This is a genomic window from Microbacterium sp. CGR1 (genome assembly GCF_051062835.1).
In the GTDB taxonomy this organism is placed as follows: domain Bacteria; phylum Actinomycetota; class Actinomycetes; order Actinomycetales; family Microbacteriaceae; genus Microbacterium.
The window spans coordinates 282,509-299,479 of record NZ_JAOTPG010000002.1 but is presented as its reverse complement, the minus strand read 5'-3'; the positions used below and the strand labels follow the sequence as shown (position 1 = coordinate 299,479).

The window sequence follows — 16,971 nt, the reverse complement described above, 5'->3', positions numbered from 1 at the left end:
ATAAGCACGCATAGCACGTCATGCGCAACATAATCGAAACAAAGATGTGAGACGTACCGCGTGACGAGGTCGTCGCGGGCATACTCGACATATGACCGTCTCCAGCGCCGGAAGCCCCGTTCACGACTCCCTCGTCGCGGAGCTCGGTCGAGCGATCGTCGACGGGGTGCATGCTCCCGGCTCGAGGATGCTGACGGTCGATGTCGCACAGGAGCGAGGGGTGTCCCGCTCCGCCGCGCGCGAAGCCGTTCGCGTTCTCGAGTCGTTCGGCCTGGTCTGGGTGCGTCGGAAGTCGGGTGTCGAGGTGCGGCCTCGCGCGGACTGGAACGTCTACGCCCCCGAGGTCATCGCCTGGAGACTGGCGGGGCCGGGGCGAGACGAGCAGCTCCGCGAGCTGAGTCAACTGCGTTCTGTCATCGAACCTCTGGCTGCGCAGCTCGCTGCGGGCACGGCGACCTCCGACCAGAAGGTCGACCTCGTCTCGCTCGTCGTGGCGATGGGACAGGAGGATCACGAGGCGGATCGTGAGCGCTACCTCACCGCCGACGTCCGCTTTCACCGCCTGCTGCTCGAATCCTCGGGCAACGGCATGCTCGCCGCTCTCGGTGGCACGGTCGAGGCTGTGCTGCGAGGCCGGACCGTGCACGACCTGATGCCGCATGTCGCGAACCAGAGCGCGGTGCAGTGGCATCGGGATGTGGCATTCGCGGTGGCGAGCGGCGACGCGGATGCCGCGGCCGCCGCCATGCGGAACATCGTCTCGGAGGCTGATGAGGCGATGCAGCGGGCCGCCGAGTAGATCGCGGACCGCCGACGCCGGCGACTCGTGGTGTTCATAGACTGGACGGATGCGAGCGCTCACCGAAGCAGAGATCCGCGCGTCCTTCGTCAACGCGGACGATGACGAGCTGCGGGTCATGGAGATGCCGCACGATCTCCTGCTGATCGACTGGGACTACCTGGACTTCTTCGCATGGCGTGACCCGGGTGCCGGTCGCCGGGGCTACGTCCTCACCCAGCACGAGGGGCGGATCTCGGGTGTCGTGCTCAGAGCATCCGACCCCGGTCATCACCGTTCGGGGATGTGCAACATCTGCCACACCCTGCAACCGGGCAATCAGGTCGCCCTGTTCTCCGCGCGACGCGTCGGCGAGGCCGGAGCCCGCGGCGACTCGGTGGGCACCTACATGTGCGCTGACCTGTCGTGCCATGAGAACGTGCGGCTCGCGCACCCCCTCGCACCCAATGAGGTGCTGGCGCCGGGTCAGGTGGACTTCCGCCTCGACGGCACCAGAAGGCGTATGGAGGGTTTCGCCAAACGCGTGCAGGAAGAGCACTGATCGCGGTTAGCCTGGGGGCATCCGTCCTGTGCTCGAAGGAGAAGCCATGAGCGAAGCCATCCTGTTCTCGGTCGATGAGGGGTTGGCTCGGCTCACGCTGAACCGTCCTGCGCGATTGAACGCCTTCAACGCCGACCTCGCGCACGCCTGGCGGGACGCGACTGCCGAGGCGACATCGCGGGCGGACGTGAAGGCGATCCTGGTCGATGCCGCGGGTCCCGCGTTCTGCGCGGGCGGCGACGTCATCGAGATGGCGACGACGATGGGCTCCGGCGACGAGATCACCGCACTCGCCGAGGTGATCAACAGTGGCATCCGCTCGCTGACCGAGTCTGCGCTGCCAGTGGTCGCGGCGGCCCACGGCACGACGGCGGGCGGCGGGCTCGGCATCCTGCTCAGCAGCGACTACGCCGTCGTCGGCTCGCGCTCTCGTCTGGGCAGTCTGTACGCGAACATCGGGCTCACCCCTGACCTCTCGGTGTCGGCGCAGCTCGCGCATGCGATCGGCCAGCGCCGGGCTCTTCAGCTCGTGCTGCAGGATCGCCTCCTCTCCGCCGCCGAGGCTGTGGAATGGGGACTGGTCGCCGAGGCCATCGAGGGTGCCGACTCGGCGGACGAGGTCGAGAAGGTGCGGGCACGCGCCGAGGAGGTCGCCCGGTTCTGGCTCGCGGGCGCCGCAGAGGCGTACGGCCATGCCAAGCGTCTGGTGCGTTCTCAACCCGAGCGCACGTTCGCGGAACAGCTGAGCGAGGAGGCCCGTTCGATCGGCGCGTCCATGGCGACAGCCGATGCGCAGGCCAGGATCACCGCGTTCGCGGCCTCGTCGGCCCGCAAGGGCGGCTGACCGCCGGAGTGCGTCGAGCGCGACGTCATCCCCGGATCTCGGTGGCGACCCTGATCGGGCGGCGACGCATGCAAGGATGAACGCAATGCCGCTCAACGAGAGGAACGCGATGTCGCAACCGGAGATCGCCCCGCAGGCCCCTGCGCTGGTCGAGAAGAAGAACATGTCCCTCCTCATCCGAGGGGCGATCTGGATCGCCATCGGTGCGCTCATCGCGGCCGCGTTGGTCTGCGTCGTGTGGGTGCTGATCGGGGATCAGGACGGTCTCATCGGTCGTGCGTTCCTGACCATCCTCCTGCTCGCCGCGTTCGCGGGGATCGCGATCCTCGAAGCGGGGCTCGCCCCGAACCGTCCGGATTGGCTCGCTCTGTCGAGCATGGTCACCTGGATCGTCGCTCTGCTGGTCGGAGCCGTCAAGATCTGGCTGCCCGAGGATGACCAGTACTTCACCGGTGCGGAGCGGTTCTTCCAGCTTCTCCTGGTCGTCGGCATCCTCCAGCTCGCGCTGCTGCATGTGCGTCTGTTCACCCCGGCGGCGCAGCGCCACGTGACGACGTTCACTCGAATCATCTACTTCGCGACGATCGCCTTCCTCGCAGGTCTCGTCGGCATGCTCATCTTCTTCCTGACGTTCCCGCATACCTTCGAGTACGGCGAGCTGTACTGGCGCATCGTCGTCGCCCTCACGATCCTCGCCGCGGTCGGCACGACGCTGATCCCGCTGCTGAACGCGCTGTTCGCACCGCGCAAGCCCGCGGCGGCTGCCGTCGCGGGGCACGGCATCGCGGCCGCGCCGTCATGGCCCTCCTACGCCGACGGTGTCACACCGCTTCCCGTCCTGCCCGACGGATCGCCCGACTGGAACGCGTACTACACGGGGTACCCGTCGGTGCAGCCTCAGCAGTCCCAACAGCCTCAGCAGCAGGCGGCGTTGCCGGTTGCGCCGGCTCCGCAGCCGTTCCCGACGGCTCCGTTCCCGGCCGCCCCCGAGCCGTATGCGCAGGGCCGCGCGGTGCCTCCCGTGCCGCCGGCGCCTGACGCGCCTGCTGCCTACCCCCCGGCTCCGCCGTACCCGCCGCAGTGAGCCTTGAACTCGAACTGACCGCCCTCGCCGCGAGCATCGCGGCCGAGGCCGGGGCGCTCGCGCGAACGCGCCGCGCGGAGGGCGTGCACCTCGCCGCGACCAAGTCGAGCGTCGCCGACATCGTGACCGACGCCGACCGTGAGGTCGAGGCGCTGATCCGTGAACGTCTCCGGGTCGCCCGGCCGGGAGACGGTTTCCTCGGTGAGGAGTCCGAGGCCGAGCGCGGAGAGACCGGCATCACCTGGGTCGTCGATCCGATCGACGGCACGGTGAACTACGCCTACGGCATCCCCTCCTATGCGGTGAGCATCGCTGCGGTGCGGGGCAGCACGATACCGGGGGAGTGGGAGGCGCTCGCGGCGGCCGTCCACGCGCCGGCATCAGGAGAGATGTTCACGGCCGCGCGTGGTGAGGGAGCATTCCTCGGAGACACCCGACTCTCCGTCACCACCGAGACCCCGGCGGGCGCACTGCTGGCGACCGGTTTCGGGTACGACCCGACCACGCACGACGGCGACCTCGCCACCGTGCGCAAGGTCATGACGATCGCCCGAGATCTCCGTCGCGCCGGATCCGCTGCCCTTGACCTTGCTTTCGTCGCGGCCGGCCGGCTCGACGGATACTTCGAGCGTGGGCTCAAGCCCTGGGATCACGCGGCTGGAGCGCTGCTGGTGGCTGAAGCCGGCGGTCGCGTCTCGTTGACCGACACGACGTCGCTGAGACCGATGCTCGTCGCCGGTGGAACCCAGGTCCACGATCGTCTCGTCGAGATTCTTCGAGATGAAACGTGACGAATTCATGGCATTCCCAGGTGGAGCAGGCTAGGGTTTATCCGATCGTTACTTTCATCGGCCCGAATCGATGAAGGTCGTAAGCGCCCCCGAGCTTGACGTTTGACCCGAGAGATTTTGATTTGCCCTTCGAGAATTCACAGGCTGCCTCTGCGCCCACGCGCCGCTCCAGCCGTCCCCGCACTGCGGCCTTCGAGGCCTCTGCGGCAGGAGTGACGGAAGCCGTCTCCGAAGCCGCCCCCCTCGCCTCGGACGCCCCCGTTTCCCGTCGCGCCGCTCGTGAGCGGCTGAACACCGCCGAGGTCTTCCTCGCCGCAACGGCCGTCGCCGCCGCATCTGCAGGCGCCGACTCGACCGAGATCGCCGAGTCAGAAGCTGAAGCCCCCGAGATCGTCGTCGAGCCGCTCGCCGAGGCCGCTCAGGCTGAGCCGGTGGGCTCCGCATCAGCGGATGCCGACGACGAGGCTCCCGCGCCGATCGGTGAGTCCCACGAAGACGCCTTCGAGTCCGCATCCCGTGCTTTCCGCTCCGTCGCCCCGGAGACCGCGCAGGCTTCCGCCGAGGAGCGGCCTGAGGCTGCTGCAGCCGAAGAGGCGCCCGCTGAGCACGTCGCTCGTCGCCGTCCGCCGGTGCGCAAGTTCCTCGCCGTCGGTGCGACCGTCGGCGTGATGAGCCTCGCCGGGCTGCTCGCGGTGGGCATGACCCTCCCCGCCGAGGCCGTGGCTGCGGTCCAGGGCTCGCAGTCGCTCAGCGCCACCTCGCTCGTCGCCGCCTCCGGTTCGTCGACCGCAGGCGCAGCGGACGATGAGATCCAGGCTTTCGTCACCTCCTCAGACGTGCAGAACGAGTCGCTCGCGCGCTCCGACAGCTTCTCGACCGTGTCCCTGATCCAGGTGGCGTCGGAAGAGGGCATCAACTACTCCAACGAGGTCTTCACCAACGACCCCGAGGCTGCGATCCAGTGGCCCTTCAAGGTCGGCGTGGGAATGAGCTCCGGCTACGGCATGCGCTGGGGCCGGCTGCACGAGGGCATCGACTTCGTGCCCGGTGAGGGCGCGCCGATCCAGGCCGTCGCCGACGGCGTCGTGCGCATCGCCACCGAGCAGGGCGGCGCCTACGGCGTGACCGTCTACATCGATCACGTGATCGACGGACAGGTCATCACGAGCCACTACTCGCACATGCAGTACGGCTCGCTCCAGGTCAAGGCAGGGCAGACCGTGAAGGTCGGCGACATCGTCGGACACACGGGCAACACCGGTCGTTCGTACGGTGCTCACCTGCATTTCGAGATCATCATCAACGGCAGCACGATCGATCCGCTGCCGTGGTTGCGTGAGAACGCGGGCCGGTACACGTACTGACCCGCCTCGATTTCATGAGGACGCCACAGTGATGGTATTCTCGTGTGGTTGCCCCGCGAGGGGCAGCACGCCCCGATAGCTCAGTGGCAGAGCACTTCCATGGTAAGGAAGGGGTCGTCAGTTCAATCCTGACTCGGGGCTCACAGCGTTCGTATCTGCGATGCGGATGCGGTGTGGCAGGGTAGCTCAGCTGGTCAGAGCGCACGACTCATAATCGTGAGGTCGCGGGTTCAAGCCCCGCTCCTGCTACAGATGAAAACCCCCGGGATTCCCGGGGGTTTTTGCGTATCCGGGGTCTGGTCAGCGACGGCTCGAGGCCCGAGAACCCGGATCACCGGCCGGATGCCTCCGCTGTCAAGGGGATGCCTGCTGCCTTGCGCGGCGGCGAGACTGATCGTCCTTCCCGCAACAGACGACAGGAGCGAACATGTCAGACCCCCAGGCAACGCCGGAACCCGGCTCCGGGATCGACGCGGTCGGCGTGGATGCCGATTTCGTGACGAACGACCCGGATCCCGAGGTCGACCCCGCGACTCCGGGCGAGGACCAGAAGGCAGAAGGCGACAACGCCGATCACCCCGACGAGCTCTAGGTCGGCGACCTCCCCTGACCTCGCGCAGACCACGGGCCCGCTCCTCATCCGAGGAGCGGGCCCGTGGCGTCCGTGAGAGGGTCAGTGAGCAGCGGGCGGGGTGTCGCTCCTGCTGGCCGCCATGCGGTCCTCGTCGTCAGGGATGGCGTCGCTTCGCCCGGAGCCGCCGCGCTGTTCGGCCTCCAGACGCTCGGCCTCCTCACCGCTGATCGCCTCGCCGCGGGCGACGAGTCCGGCCTGATCCGAGAGGGGGATCTGCTTGAGGAAGAGCGACAGCACGAGCGCGAGCACGATGAACGGCACGAGGTACCAGAACACCGGCGCGAGAGCATCCGCGTATGCCGTCACGATGCCGTCGCGCACCTCGTCCGGCAATGTGTTCAGCGTTGCCGGGTCGATCGTGGACGCCGCTTGCGACGCGTCGCCCGGCGATGCCCCGGCATCGGCGAAGACCCCGAGCAGGTTCTCGGTCAGTCGCGTCGTGAAGATCGTGCCGAACACCGCGGTGCCGAGCGATGCGCCCACCTCGCGGAAATAGTTGTTCGTGCTGGTCGCCGTGCCGATCTCGCCGGCGGGCACCGCGTTCTGCACGACCAGGACGACCACCTGCATGATCAGACCGAGCCCGGCGCCGAACACGAAGAGGAACGTGCAGATCAGCCAGATCGGCGTCTCGGCCGACAGCGTGGTCATCGAGACCATCGCGATGCCGGTGAGGATCGTGCCGACGATCGGATAGACCTTGTACTTTCCGGTCTTCGAGATCGCGATGCCCGAGAAGATCGAGGTTCCGATCAGTCCCACCATCATCGGGATCATCAGCAGCCCGGATGCCGCGGCCGACGTGCCGGACGACATCTGCAGGAACGTGGGCACGAAGCCGATCGCCGCGAACATGCCGATTCCGAGCACGAGGCCGATCGCTGTCGCGTTCACGAAGATCGGGTTGCGGAACAGGCTCAGCGGGATGATCGGATCCTGCACCTTGGCCTCGGTGATCACGAAAGCGGTGGCCGCCACGATGAGCCCCGCACCCCAGGCCCAGGTCGCCAGCGAATCCCAGCCGAACTCCTTGTCGCCACCGAAGTCGGTGAAGAAGATCAGGCACGTGGTGGCGATCGAGAGGAAGATCACGCCGAAGATGTCGATCGGCTTCTGAGCCTTCTTGCTGGGAAGCTTCAGCGCCACGAGCGCGATGACGAACGCCGCGATTCCGACCGGGATGTTGATGTAGAACGCCCACTGCCACGTCATGTGGTCGACGAAGAAGCCGCCGAGGAGCGGGCCGGCGACGGCGGACAGGCCGAAGACGGCGCCGAGCGGGCCCATGTACTTGCCGCGCTCGTTCGCGGGGACGATGTCGGCGATGATCGCCTGAGACAGGATCATCAACCCGCCGCCGCCGAGCCCCTGCAGGGCGCGGAACGTGACGAACATCCAGAAGTCGGTCGCGAAGGCGCAGCCGACCGAGGCGAGGGTGAACAGGGCGATCGCGACCAGGAAGAGGTTGCGGCGGCCGAGGACGTCACCGAATTTGCCGTAGATGGGCATGACGATGGTGGTGGCCAGGAGGTACGCGGTGGTGATCCAGACCTGGTGGTCGACGCCGCCGAGCTGTCCGACGATGGTCGGCATCGCGGTCGAGACGATCGTCTGGTCGAGGCTCGAGAGCAGCATCCCCGCGATCAGGGCGCTGAAGATGATCCAGATGCGCCGCTTCGTGAGCAGGAAGGGCGCGTCCTTGGTGGCAGTGGCGGACATTCAGTCGGCTTTCTGTGATGGTGCGAACACGGTGCGAGCGATCTCGAGCCGGCGGCTGACGAGGTCGCTGAAGGAATCGGTGGAGTGGTGGTGCAGCAGCTGGTCCATGCACAGGCGCACCAGCGCGCCGACGGTATGGACCATGACCTCGGCGCGCAGCTCGGCGGCATCGCCTGCGCCCGTCCGCCGCACGATGAGGCCCATGTCGCGGCGCTCGTTCTTGGCGATCTGCTCGAACGCGGCCTTGATGAGTCGGGGCTCCTGCTCGATCACGGCGAAGAGAGCGGGCGCGTCGTCGAGCGGATTGAAGAGGTCGAACCGGGCGATCGTCAGTTCGATGAACTCGTCGAGCAGGTCACCGGTACGCGCCACGAAGTCCTCTTCGAGAGCCTCCTGCCGGGGGTCGATCGCGGCGAAGCCGAAGACCGCGTTCTCTTTGCTCTCGAAGTAGTTGAAGAACGTCCGCCGCGATACGCCGACCTCGGTGCACAGCTCTTCGACCGTGAAGCCTGCGAACCCCTGCTCGGCGGTCAGACGTCGTGCGGTGTCGGTCAGCAACCGCAACGTCTCCCGCTTGCGCTGCTCTCGCAGCGAATCTGCACTATCGCTCATGGAGTGCAATCTTGCACTCTCAACCTAAGAGTGCACTGTGAGGATTTCTCGGAGCAGTTTGTGACGAATCGTTCGTAGCATCCGTCTTAGTGGTGTCGCGGCACTGCGACCCGCACCCCTCGAGGAGGCGGACACTCAGACGAAGGAGCGCACCATGGCGAACGTGACGAACAGCACCGGGTCGAGGGCCCAGGTCGCACAGACCGAGACGGGCGCGCCGTCGACAGGCCAGACGGTCATCGAGAACGGTGTCGTCGCGAAGATCGCCGGCATCGCTGCTCGCGAGGTGCCGGGCGTCCACGCTCTCGGCGGGGGAGCGGCCCGTGCGGTCGGTGCCATCCGTGATGCGCTCAACTCCACCGACCTCTCCCAGGGCGTCAGCGTCGAGGTCGGAGAGACTCAGGTCGCCGTCGACGTCACGATCGTCGCCGAGTACCCGGCCGCGCTGCACAAAGTGGCTGACGAGGTGCGAGCAGCCATCTCCCTCGCGATGGCCGAGTACGTCGGCAAGCAGGCCGTCGAGGTCAACGTGACCATCAACGACGTGCACATCCCGGCTGACGACGAGCCCGCTGATGACGCGGCGGTCGACGGCGGTGCGGAGGCTCGTGTCCTGTGACCCCTCGAGGGCTGGACGAGTGATCGGATCAGCGCCTCATGAACCCACGATCGGAGCGGGCATCCCATCCGATCGCGGGTTCGCTCCGAATCTATTCGGGGACATGGAAAAAGGAGTCGACGCATGGCTGGGGAACGATTTCGCTCTGCTCTCGAGCAGGCTGACGATCGGATCGTCGCCGGACGCGCGATGGACGGCGACGTCGCCGCATTCGCGGTGCTCGTCCGCAGGTACACGCCGATGATGCGCGCGTACACGCACAGGATGCTGAACGCCTCCGCCGATGTCGACGACATCGTGCAGGAGACGTTCGTGACCGCGTGGCAGCGGTTCTCGGAGCTCGACGACCCGGCGAAGGTCAAGAGCTGGCTGATGAGGATCGTGAGCCGCAAGGCGGTGGACCGCATCCGTGCGCTGCGCCCGACACTCGACGTGGATGACATGGAGCAGGCTGCCCCCTCGAAGGACTCGCCTGCGCGGGTCGTCGAGGCGCGCGAGGGGGTGGCGGCGCTGGGAGCAGCGCTGCAGGAGCTGCCTGCCGCGCAGCGCGAGTGCTGGGTGCTTCGCGAGATGGGCGGATACTCCTACGACGAGATCGCCGCCGAGCTCGGGATCTCGGTCTCGACCGCCCGCGGCCTTCTCGCCAGAGCCCGAAAGTTCATGATCGTGCGGATGGAGGCGTGGCGATGACTGAAGAGCAGGAGACTCCCGACGTGCGTCAGCTCGGTCTCGAACCCAGCGATCTCGACGGACACACGCTCGAAGAGCTGACCGACTACCTCGAAGCGGGGCGGCTGCCGGCCGACCCCGACATCGAGGGCTCGCCCGGATGTCAGCTCGCGCTCGACGCGCTCGAGCGTCTGCGCGGGTTGGGCGGGCAGCTGATGGAGGCGGATACCGCGGCGATGCCGGAGGTCGACGACAGCTGGGTCGACCGCATCCTCAGCGGGATCGCTCTGGATGCCCGTGCCGGCCGCCGCATCCCGTTCGACGAGCCGGACGCGGGTGTCGACTTCGGGATCACCGAAGGAGCCGTCCGCGGCCTGATCCGCTCTGCGGAGAACGCGGTCCCCGGAATTCTCGTCGGTCACTCGACCCTCGATGGCGATGTCACGACCGTGGGCGCGCCGATTCGGATCGCGATCGAGGTGAATGCGCTGTACGGCGAATCGATCCCCACGGCTGTCGAACGGCTGCGCCAGGAGGTGGGCGAGCGAGTGCACCGGCACACCGATCTCGTGCTGACCGGAATCGACATCACGGTGCGTGATGTCCAGAGGGTCAGCGACCCGACGGAGGAGAAGTCATGACGACCACAGCGCGGCACGAGGATCTCGCGGAGCGGGTGGAGGCAGCGGTGCTCGCCACTCCGGGCGTCCGCACTCTCTACCGCGCCGGTTCGCTGATCTCGAATCTCGTCGGCACGAGCGCGGTCGCGCTCGGAATCAACCGCTCCGACGAACCTCTCGTCGCGGTGCGGATCTCGGACGACGCCGCGCAGGTCGAGGCGTCGCTCGGGATCGAATACTCGGCGGGCGCCGTCGACACGCTCCGCGAGGTGCGTGCAGTGGTCGAGCGGACCCTCACCGCTGAAGGCCTGGTGCTCGCCGACATCGTGCTCACGATCGCGTATGTCCATCCTCGGGAGGCATCGTCGGACTGAGTCCGCGTGAGCACACGGAGGCGCCGATCTTGGGTGAAGATCGGCGCCTCTCGGCGTGCGGAGGCTCTGCACGAGCCCCCGAGGTCAGGCGATCGCGCGCAGGCCGTCGACGAGCGGTGTGGTGGGCCGACCGATGAGGCGGGCGAGAGTGCCGTCGGTGTCGGCGAGTGCGCCGGAGCCGATGCCGGCGTCCAGGGCGACAACGAAGCCGGCGGTGCCCTCATCGAGGCCCGCTGCCAGGAGACCGGCGCGCTGGTCATCCGCCGTCAGAGGCTGATAGGTCACCTCGCGCCCGGAGATCTCCGCGATCGCCGCGGCGAGGTCGTCGTAGTTCCAGGAGACGTCGCCGCCGAGCTCGTACACCCGGCCGATGTGGCCGTCCTCGAGCAGGACGACGGCTGCGGCATCTGCGAAGTCCTTGCGGCTCGCGGAGGCGACTCGTCCGTCGCCGACGCCCGCGGCGAGGACGCCCGTCTCGGAGGCGCGAGCCAGGTCTGCAGCGTAGTTCTCGGTGTACCAGTTGTTGCGCAGGATCACGGCGGGGAGGCCCGAGGCCTGGATGAGCTCCTCGGTCGCCTTGTGCTCGGGGGCGAGGACGAGGTCGCTCGTCGTGGCCTTCGGAGCGCTGGTGTAGACGAACTTCGTGACCCCGGCATCCTGGGCGGCGTCGATGACGGCCTGGTGCTGCGCGACGCGCTGTCCGACCTCGGAGCCCGAGATCAGCAGGACGGAGTCGACACCGTCGAGTGCCGCCGTGATCGACGAGGGATCGGTGTAATCGAGACGGGCGACTCGCACGCCCAGCCCCTCGGCCTTGGCGACGTCACGAGCACCCGCGACGATCGACTGCGGGTCCGCACCGCGCTCGAGGAGGCTGGCGATGACGAGGCGTCCGAGGTTGCCGGTCGCGCCGGTGACGAGGATGGTCATGGGGTGTCCTTTCGTAGGTGACATGACTCACAACCGCGGGGCAGGAGTGGAACATTCCGCGCCGGTGGTACCCACTTTGAAGTAAGGTACGTACATGACGGTTAGTTATGCGCAGATCCGGGAGTCCACCCCGCAGATCTTCGAGCCCGGATGCAGCACCCGCGTGATCCTCGACCACGTCATGAGCAAGTGGGGTGTGCTCGTGCTCTCGTCTCTCTCCGACGGGACGCGCCGCTGGGGCGAGCTGCGACGCGAGGTCGGCGGCATCAGCGAGAAGATGCTGGCCTCGACTCTCCGCATCCTCGCTGATGACGGACTCGTGCACCGCGAATCGTTCCCGACCGTGCCCCCGCACGTGGAGTACAGTCTGACGCCGCTCGGCCGCGATCTGATGGAGCGGATGCTCCCGCTCGTCGAGTGGGTGGCCGATCATGCCGACGGAATGATCGATCGAGGATAGTTCGACGGATTCCGTCGGTCCGACGTAGCTGTTTCCACGAAATCCATCGGTCTGAGAAAACGATTGACGCGATAACCGCAGTAGCCGTATGTTCTGAACATGTCAGCTACGACGCCGATCCATCTCGAACGCCCCGACGGCAAGGGGCTCGCCACCGGTTCGCTGGGGCTGTGGGGGTCCACGGTCATCGGTCTCGCGTCCACCGCGCCGGTGTACTCGCTCGTCGCCACGCTCGGGTTCGTGGTGCTCGCCGTCGGAGCGCAGGCGCCGATCGCGTTCATCATCGCGTTCGTGCCGATGCTGCTGATCGCCTTCGCCTACCGTGAGCTGAACAATGCCGTGCCCGACTGCGGCACCACGTTCACGTGGGGAACCAAGGCGTTCGGCCCCTGGGTCGGCTGGATGGGCGGCTGGGGCGTGGCCGTCGCCGGCATGGTCGTGCTCGCCAACCTCGCGCAGATCGCGTCGGTGTACTTCTGGTCGCTGATCGGGTTCGACCTCGAGAACAACGACTGGCGGATCATCCTGGTCGCCGTGCTCTTCATCGCTTCGATGACGTGGGTGAGCTGGCGCGGGGTCGAGATCGGCGAGCGCATCCAGAACATCCTGCTCGGCATCCAGTACCTCGCTCTCGCGATCTTCGTGGTGGCGGCGCTCTGGCAGTTCTTCGCCGGCACGGCGCCGAACCCGACTCCGTTCGATCTCGAGTGGCTGAACCCGTTCGGCTTCACCGACTGGTCGGGCTTCACCGAGGCGATCCTCCTCGCGCTCTTCATCTACTGGGGCTGGGACACCTGCCTGGCGTTGAACGAGGAGACGAAGGACCCCAAGCGCATCCCGGGCCGTGCCGCGCTGCTGACCACCGTCATCCTCCTGTTCACCTACGTCGGCGTCACGATCGCGGCGATGATGTACGCGGGGCTGGGTGACACCGGCACGGGGCTCGGCAACGAGGCCAACGCCGACGACTTCTTCCTCGCGATCAAGGATGGATTGCTCGGACCCTTCGGCTGGATGCTGGTCGTCGCCGTGATCATCTCGGCGGTCTCCTCGACGCAGACCACGATCCTCCCGACGGCGCGAGGCACCCTCGCGATGGGCGTCTACCGCGCGCTGCCGGCCAAGTTCAAGGACGTGCACCCGACCTACAAGACGCCGTCGTTCTCGACCATCGTCATGGGCGTCGTCGCCACGGCGTACTACGTCGGGATGACGCTGATCAGCGACAACATCCTGCAGGACTCGATCCTCTCGCTCGGCCTCGCGATCGCGTTCTACTACGCCATCACCGGCTTCGCCTGCGTCTGGTACTTCCGCAAGGACCTCACGAGCTCGGCGAGGGACTTCTTCTTCAAGGGACTCTTCCCGCTGATCGGCGGGCTCATGCTCACCGGCGCCTTCGTGCAGTCGGCGATCGACATGTGGGACGTCGACTACGGGTACACCGTGCTCTTCGGCATCGGCGGCACGTTCGTGATCGGCATCGGCTCGCTCGCCTTCGGGCTGGTGCTCATGTTCCTCTGGTACCTCTTCCCGCGATCCAAGAGGTTCTTCCGCGGCGAGAGCCTGAACCGCGACACCCAGGTCATGGTGCCGGACGAGCCGGGCGACACGATCCGCTCGATCGACGGCGGCATCTGATCGCTTGCAGGCGGCGCGCGGGTACGCCCTAGGCTTTATCCGTGCGCATCCGGCTCGACATCGCCTACGACGGCACCCACTTCCGCGGGTGGGCCAAGCAGCCGACCCTGCGCACGGTGCAGGGGACTCTCGAAGCGGCGCTTGCTCGCATCGTCGGCTCCGACGTGCAGTTCGTCGTCGCCGGGCGCACCGATGCGGGCGTGCACGCGCAGGGGCAGGTCGCGCACGTCGATCTCACCGATGAGCAGTGGGCCCGCATCCAATCACGTCAGGGACGCACTCCGCAGGATCCGGCGGCGTCGATCGCCCGCCGCATGCGCGGGGTCCTGGGTGCCTACCCCGATGCGACCGTGACGCGCAGCTCGATCGCGCCGGAGGGGTTCGACGCCCGCTTCTCCGCCGTCTGGCGCCGTTACCGCTACCGACTCGCAGACGAGGCCTCGGGGTTCGACCCGCTCCGTCGGCATGACACCACCTCGCATCGGGGCGTGCTCGACGGCGACGCGATGGATGCCGCGGCGCGAACGCTGATCGGACTCCACGACTTCGCCGCCTACTGCAAGCCGCGCGAGGAGGCCACGACCATCCGGACCCTGTTGGATTACCGGTGGACCCGAGATGCCGAGGGCGTGCTCGTCGCCGAGGTCAAGGCCGACGCCTTCTGCCACAGCATGGTGCGGGCGCTCGTCGGCGCGTGCGCCGCGGTCGGCGAAGGTCGCCTCGACGTCGCCGACCTGGTCGTGCTGCGCGACGAGCTCACGAGGACCAGCGAGTTCAAGGTGCTTGCGGCCAGAGGGCTGACGCTCACCGAGGTCGGGTACCCCGCCGACGATCTGCTCTCGGCCAGGGCCGAGCAGACGCGCGCCCGCCGCGACAGCACGAGCGCGTGAAGAGGCACGGCGCGGAGTTCGTCGAGGTCTCCTCGCGCGCGTGGTCGTTCTGGCGGGCTGTAGTCGACACCTGCATCGGGCTGATCGCCGGCACGCTCTACACATTCGTCGGCATCATCGTGGTGGGCATCGTGGGGGAGGAGGCGCTGTCGTCGCTGTATTGGCAGATCGACCTCGATCCGCTGTTCAGGGCGAGCATGGGAGTGTTCCTTCTGGTGGCCGCCGTCCTGGCGATCGTCGTGCCCCTGGCCGTCGTCGCGGAACGCTTCGCCGCCCTGCGCGCCGTCGAGGCGGCAGCGCGTGAGAACCCGGATGCCGTGCCGCAGCGTTCCCTGCGTCTCGCGCTGCAGGCACCGCCCGCGGGCCTTCTGCAGACCACCGGAACGGTGCTGTTCTGGTGCCTGGCGGGGCTCGGCGGCATCTTCGCGCTGGGGGTGTTCTTCACCGAGGATCTCCGCGAGGACTGGGAGAGCTGGGTCGCTCTCCTCGTCATCGTCGTGCTCGCCACCGGCGCCGCAGCGGTGCGGAGGCTCGGTAGACGCCTCCTCGAGCGCGACGTGGCGCGGATGGACGAGCAGTGGGGCCAGTGGAAACGGCTCGTCCCCGCCGCGGAGAAGGGTGATGCGGACCGCAGGGATGCGGCGATGCGCGCCGTCGCGCCCCGCTGGCTGTCGGCCCCGAGCGCGCGGACGATCGTTCGGATCGGGAACGTCCTGCTGACCGCGACGCTCGTCTCGCTCGGGGCCTTCATGCTCTCGGTCTTCATGAGGCAGCAGTGCCGCACCTGCGACCCGGTCTACTGGAACGAGCCGATCGAGAACGGCATCGACGTGCTGAGCCTGACCAGTGGTGCGGCGATCGCGGTGTGCGCCGCCCTCGGCATCCTCGCGTGGGTCGGAGGGGTCATCCTGCAGTTCGCTCGGGAGCGCGCGCTGTCAGCGTGGGTCGCGGATGGAGCGCCTCGCCGTGTCGATGTGAGTCTGGTCGCGCCCCTGCTCTCGGGCAACCGGTCGATGGTCCGCCTGCAGCTCGGGCTGTCGGCCGTCGGTGCGGGGGCGCTGGTCGTGGGCACGGGTGCCGTGTGGGCGGACTGGACCACCATGGACGCGCGTGCGGTCCTGCTCGTCGCTGTCGTCCTGATCGCCGTCGGCTTCATCATCGGCTGGGCGGATGCGCGACGCAGTCGCAGGGAGCGCCAGCTGGCGCGCGACGCCCTGTTCCCCGGCGACGTCGGGCGCGGCGGTGACGAGACGCGCAAGATCGCGCGGGAGCGCCGACGGCGCCGATGACCGATTCGTGGCCGCCTTCCCCCGAAGGCGGCCACGATGCGGGAGCGCCGCGGCGGGCCCCAGTCCGTTCGCGGCGGTGACGACTCGTGCAGCCCGAGGGGTGTGGCGCTGCTGAACCGTATGCTGATATTACGGACGGCGAATTCACACTGCGGCGGGGGAACTGTGACGGAGCGGATCGACGATCAGGGCGGCGCATTCGCTGCTGCGCTCCGTGCGGCCATCTCCGAGCGGGGCATGACCCTCGCGCGTCTGCGCAGTCAGCTGATCGACGACGGCAACCCGGTCTCGATGGCGACGCTGAGCTACTGGCGCTCCGGCGATCGTCAGCCCGAGGGAGCGCAGTCGCTGAGCGTGGTCGACGGCATCGAGGACCGCCTCGGTCTGGATCGCGGTCACCTGGGCGCTCTGCTGCGCGCGCCGACTCGCCTAGGGACCGTCGCGCCACCACGGCTGCCGTTCGACGAGGAGCGGGAACGGCGCGAGACCGAGGAGACGCTGCACGCACTGCGCGCCGCGCCACAGGATGCGCTCCGCGACCTCTCCACCCACGTCACCGTGTTCGTGGGGGCCTCGGGGGCCGTCGAGACAGTGATCACGCGCTGTCTCGTCCAGTCGACGAAGGGGAGGATCTCCGAGGTGCCTCTGATCGACGTCGCCCCGATCGAGACCGATGTGATGTCGGTGATCTCGGACGTCGTCGGCGGACGCGTGGACCGCGAGTACCTGCACCCCGGCCGCCTGCTCTCGGGTGTGGTGATCGCGCTCGACGAGCCGATCGCGGCGGGGGCGACCACCCTGTTCGAGTTCACCGAGACATTCCCCGCCGGGTACCCGCCGAGGCAGTCCGCGTGGCACGCCACCTCGAGACCGGCTCGAGAGAGTCTCGTCTGGGTGCACTTCCACCCCGATGCGCCGCCGAGCTGGTGCGAGGAGTACATCGAGACGGATGAGAAGTACTCGTCATCGATGCGGCCGGTGCGCAACGGTGCCGTTCATCTCGTGCGGCACGGGTTCGGGCCGGGCGTGCTCGGGATCCGCTGGGGCTATGACGGGTGACGCGCAGCGGACATTCATGCGAAGGATCGGGT

The 16,971-nt window shown here is 67.8% G+C and carries 19 protein-coding genes and 2 tRNA genes; 18 read left to right on the top strand and 3 right to left on the bottom strand.

Annotation, left to right across the window (positions count from 1 at the left end; genetic code table 11):
* Window positions 1-91: 91 nt before the first annotated feature.
* From OD997_RS16375 to OD997_RS16335, 9 genes are all read left to right on the top strand, one after another.
* The gene (locus OD997_RS16375; protein ID WP_434332633.1) at window positions 92-799 is read left to right on the top strand and encodes a FadR/GntR family transcriptional regulator; all 708 of its coding nucleotides are present in this window, start codon (window positions 92-94) and stop codon (window positions 797-799) included.
* 49 nt (window positions 800-848) lie between these two features.
* Window positions 849-1,340, top strand: coding sequence for an FBP domain-containing protein (locus tag OD997_RS16370; protein WP_434332632.1), 492 nt, complete (start codon window positions 849-851; stop codon window positions 1,338-1,340).
* 46 nt (window positions 1,341-1,386) lie between these two features.
* Window positions 1,387-2,184 (top strand): enoyl-CoA hydratase/isomerase family protein, encoded by a 798-nt coding sequence (locus OD997_RS16365; protein WP_434332631.1) that lies wholly within the window; start codon window positions 1,387-1,389, stop codon window positions 2,182-2,184.
* A gap of 85 nt (window positions 2,185-2,269) precedes the next feature.
* Window positions 2,270-3,268, top strand: coding sequence for a hypothetical protein (locus tag OD997_RS16360; protein ID WP_434332630.1), 999 nt, complete (start codon window positions 2,270-2,272; stop codon window positions 3,266-3,268).
* Window positions 3,265-4,059 carry an inositol monophosphatase family protein gene (locus OD997_RS16355; RefSeq protein WP_434332629.1) on the top strand — a complete coding sequence of 265 codons (795 nt, stop codon included), beginning with the start codon at window positions 3,265-3,267 and terminating at the stop codon, window positions 4,057-4,059. The genes OD997_RS16360 and OD997_RS16355 overlap by 4 nt, the downstream gene beginning before the upstream one ends.
* Window positions 4,060-4,271: 212 nt before the next feature.
* Window positions 4,272-5,423 (top strand): M23 family metallopeptidase, encoded by a 1,152-nt coding sequence (locus OD997_RS16350; protein ID WP_434332628.1) that lies wholly within the window; start codon window positions 4,272-4,274, stop codon window positions 5,421-5,423.
* 69 nt (window positions 5,424-5,492) lie between these two features.
* Window positions 5,493-5,564, top strand: a tRNA-Thr gene (locus OD997_RS16345).
* A gap of 34 nt (window positions 5,565-5,598) precedes the next feature.
* Window positions 5,599-5,672, top strand: a tRNA-Met gene (locus tag OD997_RS16340).
* 178 nt (window positions 5,673-5,850) lie between these two features.
* Window positions 5,851-6,015, top strand: a complete 165-nt coding sequence (locus OD997_RS16335; RefSeq protein WP_434332627.1) for a hypothetical protein — start codon at window positions 5,851-5,853, stop codon at window positions 6,013-6,015.
* A gap of 81 nt (window positions 6,016-6,096) precedes the next feature.
* Here the strand turns inward: OD997_RS16335 and OD997_RS16330 are convergent, their stop codons facing one another.
* A complete protein-coding gene (locus OD997_RS16330; protein ID WP_434332626.1) occupies window positions 6,097-7,776 on the bottom strand; it encodes an MDR family MFS transporter in 1,680 nt (559 codons plus the stop codon).
* On the bottom strand, window positions 7,777-8,388 hold the full coding sequence (locus OD997_RS16325; protein WP_434332625.1) for a TetR/AcrR family transcriptional regulator: 612 nt from the start codon (window positions 8,386-8,388) through the stop codon (window positions 7,777-7,779).
* 154 nt (window positions 8,389-8,542) lie between these two features.
* Between OD997_RS16325 and OD997_RS16320 the strand changes: the two genes are divergently transcribed.
* The 4 genes from OD997_RS16320 (at window position 8,543) to OD997_RS16305 (ending at window position 10,670) form a co-directional block, all read left to right on the top strand.
* Complete coding sequence (locus OD997_RS16320; protein ID WP_434332624.1) at window positions 8,543-9,007, top strand: Asp23/Gls24 family envelope stress response protein; 465 nt, start codon at window positions 8,543-8,545, stop codon at window positions 9,005-9,007.
* Between the two features lie 123 nt (window positions 9,008-9,130).
* A complete protein-coding gene (locus tag OD997_RS16315; protein ID WP_434332623.1) occupies window positions 9,131-9,697 on the top strand; it encodes an RNA polymerase sigma factor in 567 nt (188 codons plus the stop codon).
* Window positions 9,694-10,317, top strand: a complete 624-nt coding sequence (locus OD997_RS16310; protein ID WP_434332622.1) for a hypothetical protein — start codon at window positions 9,694-9,696, stop codon at window positions 10,315-10,317. Before OD997_RS16315 ends, OD997_RS16310 begins: the two co-directional genes overlap by 4 nt.
* Window positions 10,314-10,670, top strand: coding sequence for a hypothetical protein (locus OD997_RS16305; protein ID WP_434332621.1), 357 nt, complete (start codon window positions 10,314-10,316; stop codon window positions 10,668-10,670). Before OD997_RS16310 ends, OD997_RS16305 begins: the two co-directional genes overlap by 4 nt.
* Window positions 10,671-10,754: 84 nt before the next feature.
* On the opposite strand, the gene OD997_RS16300 is transcribed toward OD997_RS16305, so the two are convergent.
* Window positions 10,755-11,600 carry an SDR family oxidoreductase gene (locus tag OD997_RS16300; RefSeq protein ID WP_434332620.1) on the bottom strand — a complete coding sequence of 282 codons (846 nt, stop codon included), beginning with the start codon at window positions 11,598-11,600 and terminating at the stop codon, window positions 10,755-10,757.
* 94 nt (window positions 11,601-11,694) lie between these two features.
* On the opposite strand from OD997_RS16300, the gene OD997_RS16295 reads away from it, so the two are divergent.
* The 5 genes from OD997_RS16295 (at window position 11,695) to OD997_RS16275 (ending at window position 16,939) form a co-directional block, all read left to right on the top strand.
* On the top strand, window positions 11,695-12,060 hold the full coding sequence (locus tag OD997_RS16295; RefSeq protein ID WP_434332619.1) for a winged helix-turn-helix transcriptional regulator: 366 nt from the start codon (window positions 11,695-11,697) through the stop codon (window positions 12,058-12,060).
* Window positions 12,061-12,159: 99 nt separating this feature from the next.
* On the top strand, window positions 12,160-13,701 hold the full coding sequence (locus OD997_RS16290; protein WP_434332618.1) for an APC family permease: 1,542 nt from the start codon (window positions 12,160-12,162) through the stop codon (window positions 13,699-13,701).
* Window positions 13,702-13,742: 41 nt separating this feature from the next.
* A complete protein-coding gene (truA, locus tag OD997_RS16285; protein WP_434332617.1) occupies window positions 13,743-14,591 on the top strand; it encodes a tRNA pseudouridine(38-40) synthase TruA in 849 nt (282 codons plus the stop codon).
* Window positions 14,588-15,880, top strand: coding sequence for a hypothetical protein (locus OD997_RS16280; RefSeq protein ID WP_434332616.1), 1,293 nt, complete (start codon window positions 14,588-14,590; stop codon window positions 15,878-15,880). Before truA ends, OD997_RS16280 begins: the two co-directional genes overlap by 4 nt.
* Window positions 15,881-16,045: 165 nt before the next feature.
* Complete coding sequence (locus OD997_RS16275; protein WP_434332615.1) at window positions 16,046-16,939, top strand: hypothetical protein; 894 nt, start codon at window positions 16,046-16,048, stop codon at window positions 16,937-16,939.
* The last annotated feature ends 32 nt before the right edge of the window (window positions 16,940-16,971 follow it).

Coding starts and splice junctions, on each gene's coding strand:
- OD997_RS16375 (WP_434332633.1), top strand. CDS start 92: ATGACCGTCTCCAGCGCCGGAAGCCCCGTTCACGACTCCCTCGTCGCG.
- OD997_RS16370 (WP_434332632.1), top strand. CDS start 849: ATGCGAGCGCTCACCGAAGCAGAGATCCGCGCGTCCTTCGTCAACGCG.
- OD997_RS16365 (WP_434332631.1), top strand. CDS start 1,387: ATGAGCGAAGCCATCCTGTTCTCGGTCGATGAGGGGTTGGCTCGGCTC.
- OD997_RS16360 (WP_434332630.1), top strand. CDS start 2,270: ATGCCGCTCAACGAGAGGAACGCGATGTCGCAACCGGAGATCGCCCCG.
- OD997_RS16335 (WP_434332627.1), top strand. CDS start 5,851: ATGTCAGACCCCCAGGCAACGCCGGAACCCGGCTCCGGGATCGACGCG.
- OD997_RS16330 (WP_434332626.1), bottom strand. CDS start 7,776: ATGTCCGCCACTGCCACCAAGGACGCGCCCTTCCTGCTCACGAAGCGG.
- OD997_RS16325 (WP_434332625.1), bottom strand. CDS start 8,388: ATGAGCGATAGTGCAGATTCGCTGCGAGAGCAGCGCAAGCGGGAGACG.
- OD997_RS16320 (WP_434332624.1), top strand. CDS start 8,543: ATGGCGAACGTGACGAACAGCACCGGGTCGAGGGCCCAGGTCGCACAG.
- OD997_RS16315 (WP_434332623.1), top strand. CDS start 9,131: ATGGCTGGGGAACGATTTCGCTCTGCTCTCGAGCAGGCTGACGATCGG.
- OD997_RS16310 (WP_434332622.1), top strand. CDS start 9,694: ATGACTGAAGAGCAGGAGACTCCCGACGTGCGTCAGCTCGGTCTCGAA.
- OD997_RS16305 (WP_434332621.1), top strand. CDS start 10,314: ATGACGACCACAGCGCGGCACGAGGATCTCGCGGAGCGGGTGGAGGCA.
- OD997_RS16300 (WP_434332620.1), bottom strand. CDS start 11,600: ATGACCATCCTCGTCACCGGCGCGACCGGCAACCTCGGACGCCTCGTC.
- OD997_RS16295 (WP_434332619.1), top strand. CDS start 11,695: ATGACGGTTAGTTATGCGCAGATCCGGGAGTCCACCCCGCAGATCTTC.
- OD997_RS16290 (WP_434332618.1), top strand. CDS start 12,160: ATGTCAGCTACGACGCCGATCCATCTCGAACGCCCCGACGGCAAGGGG.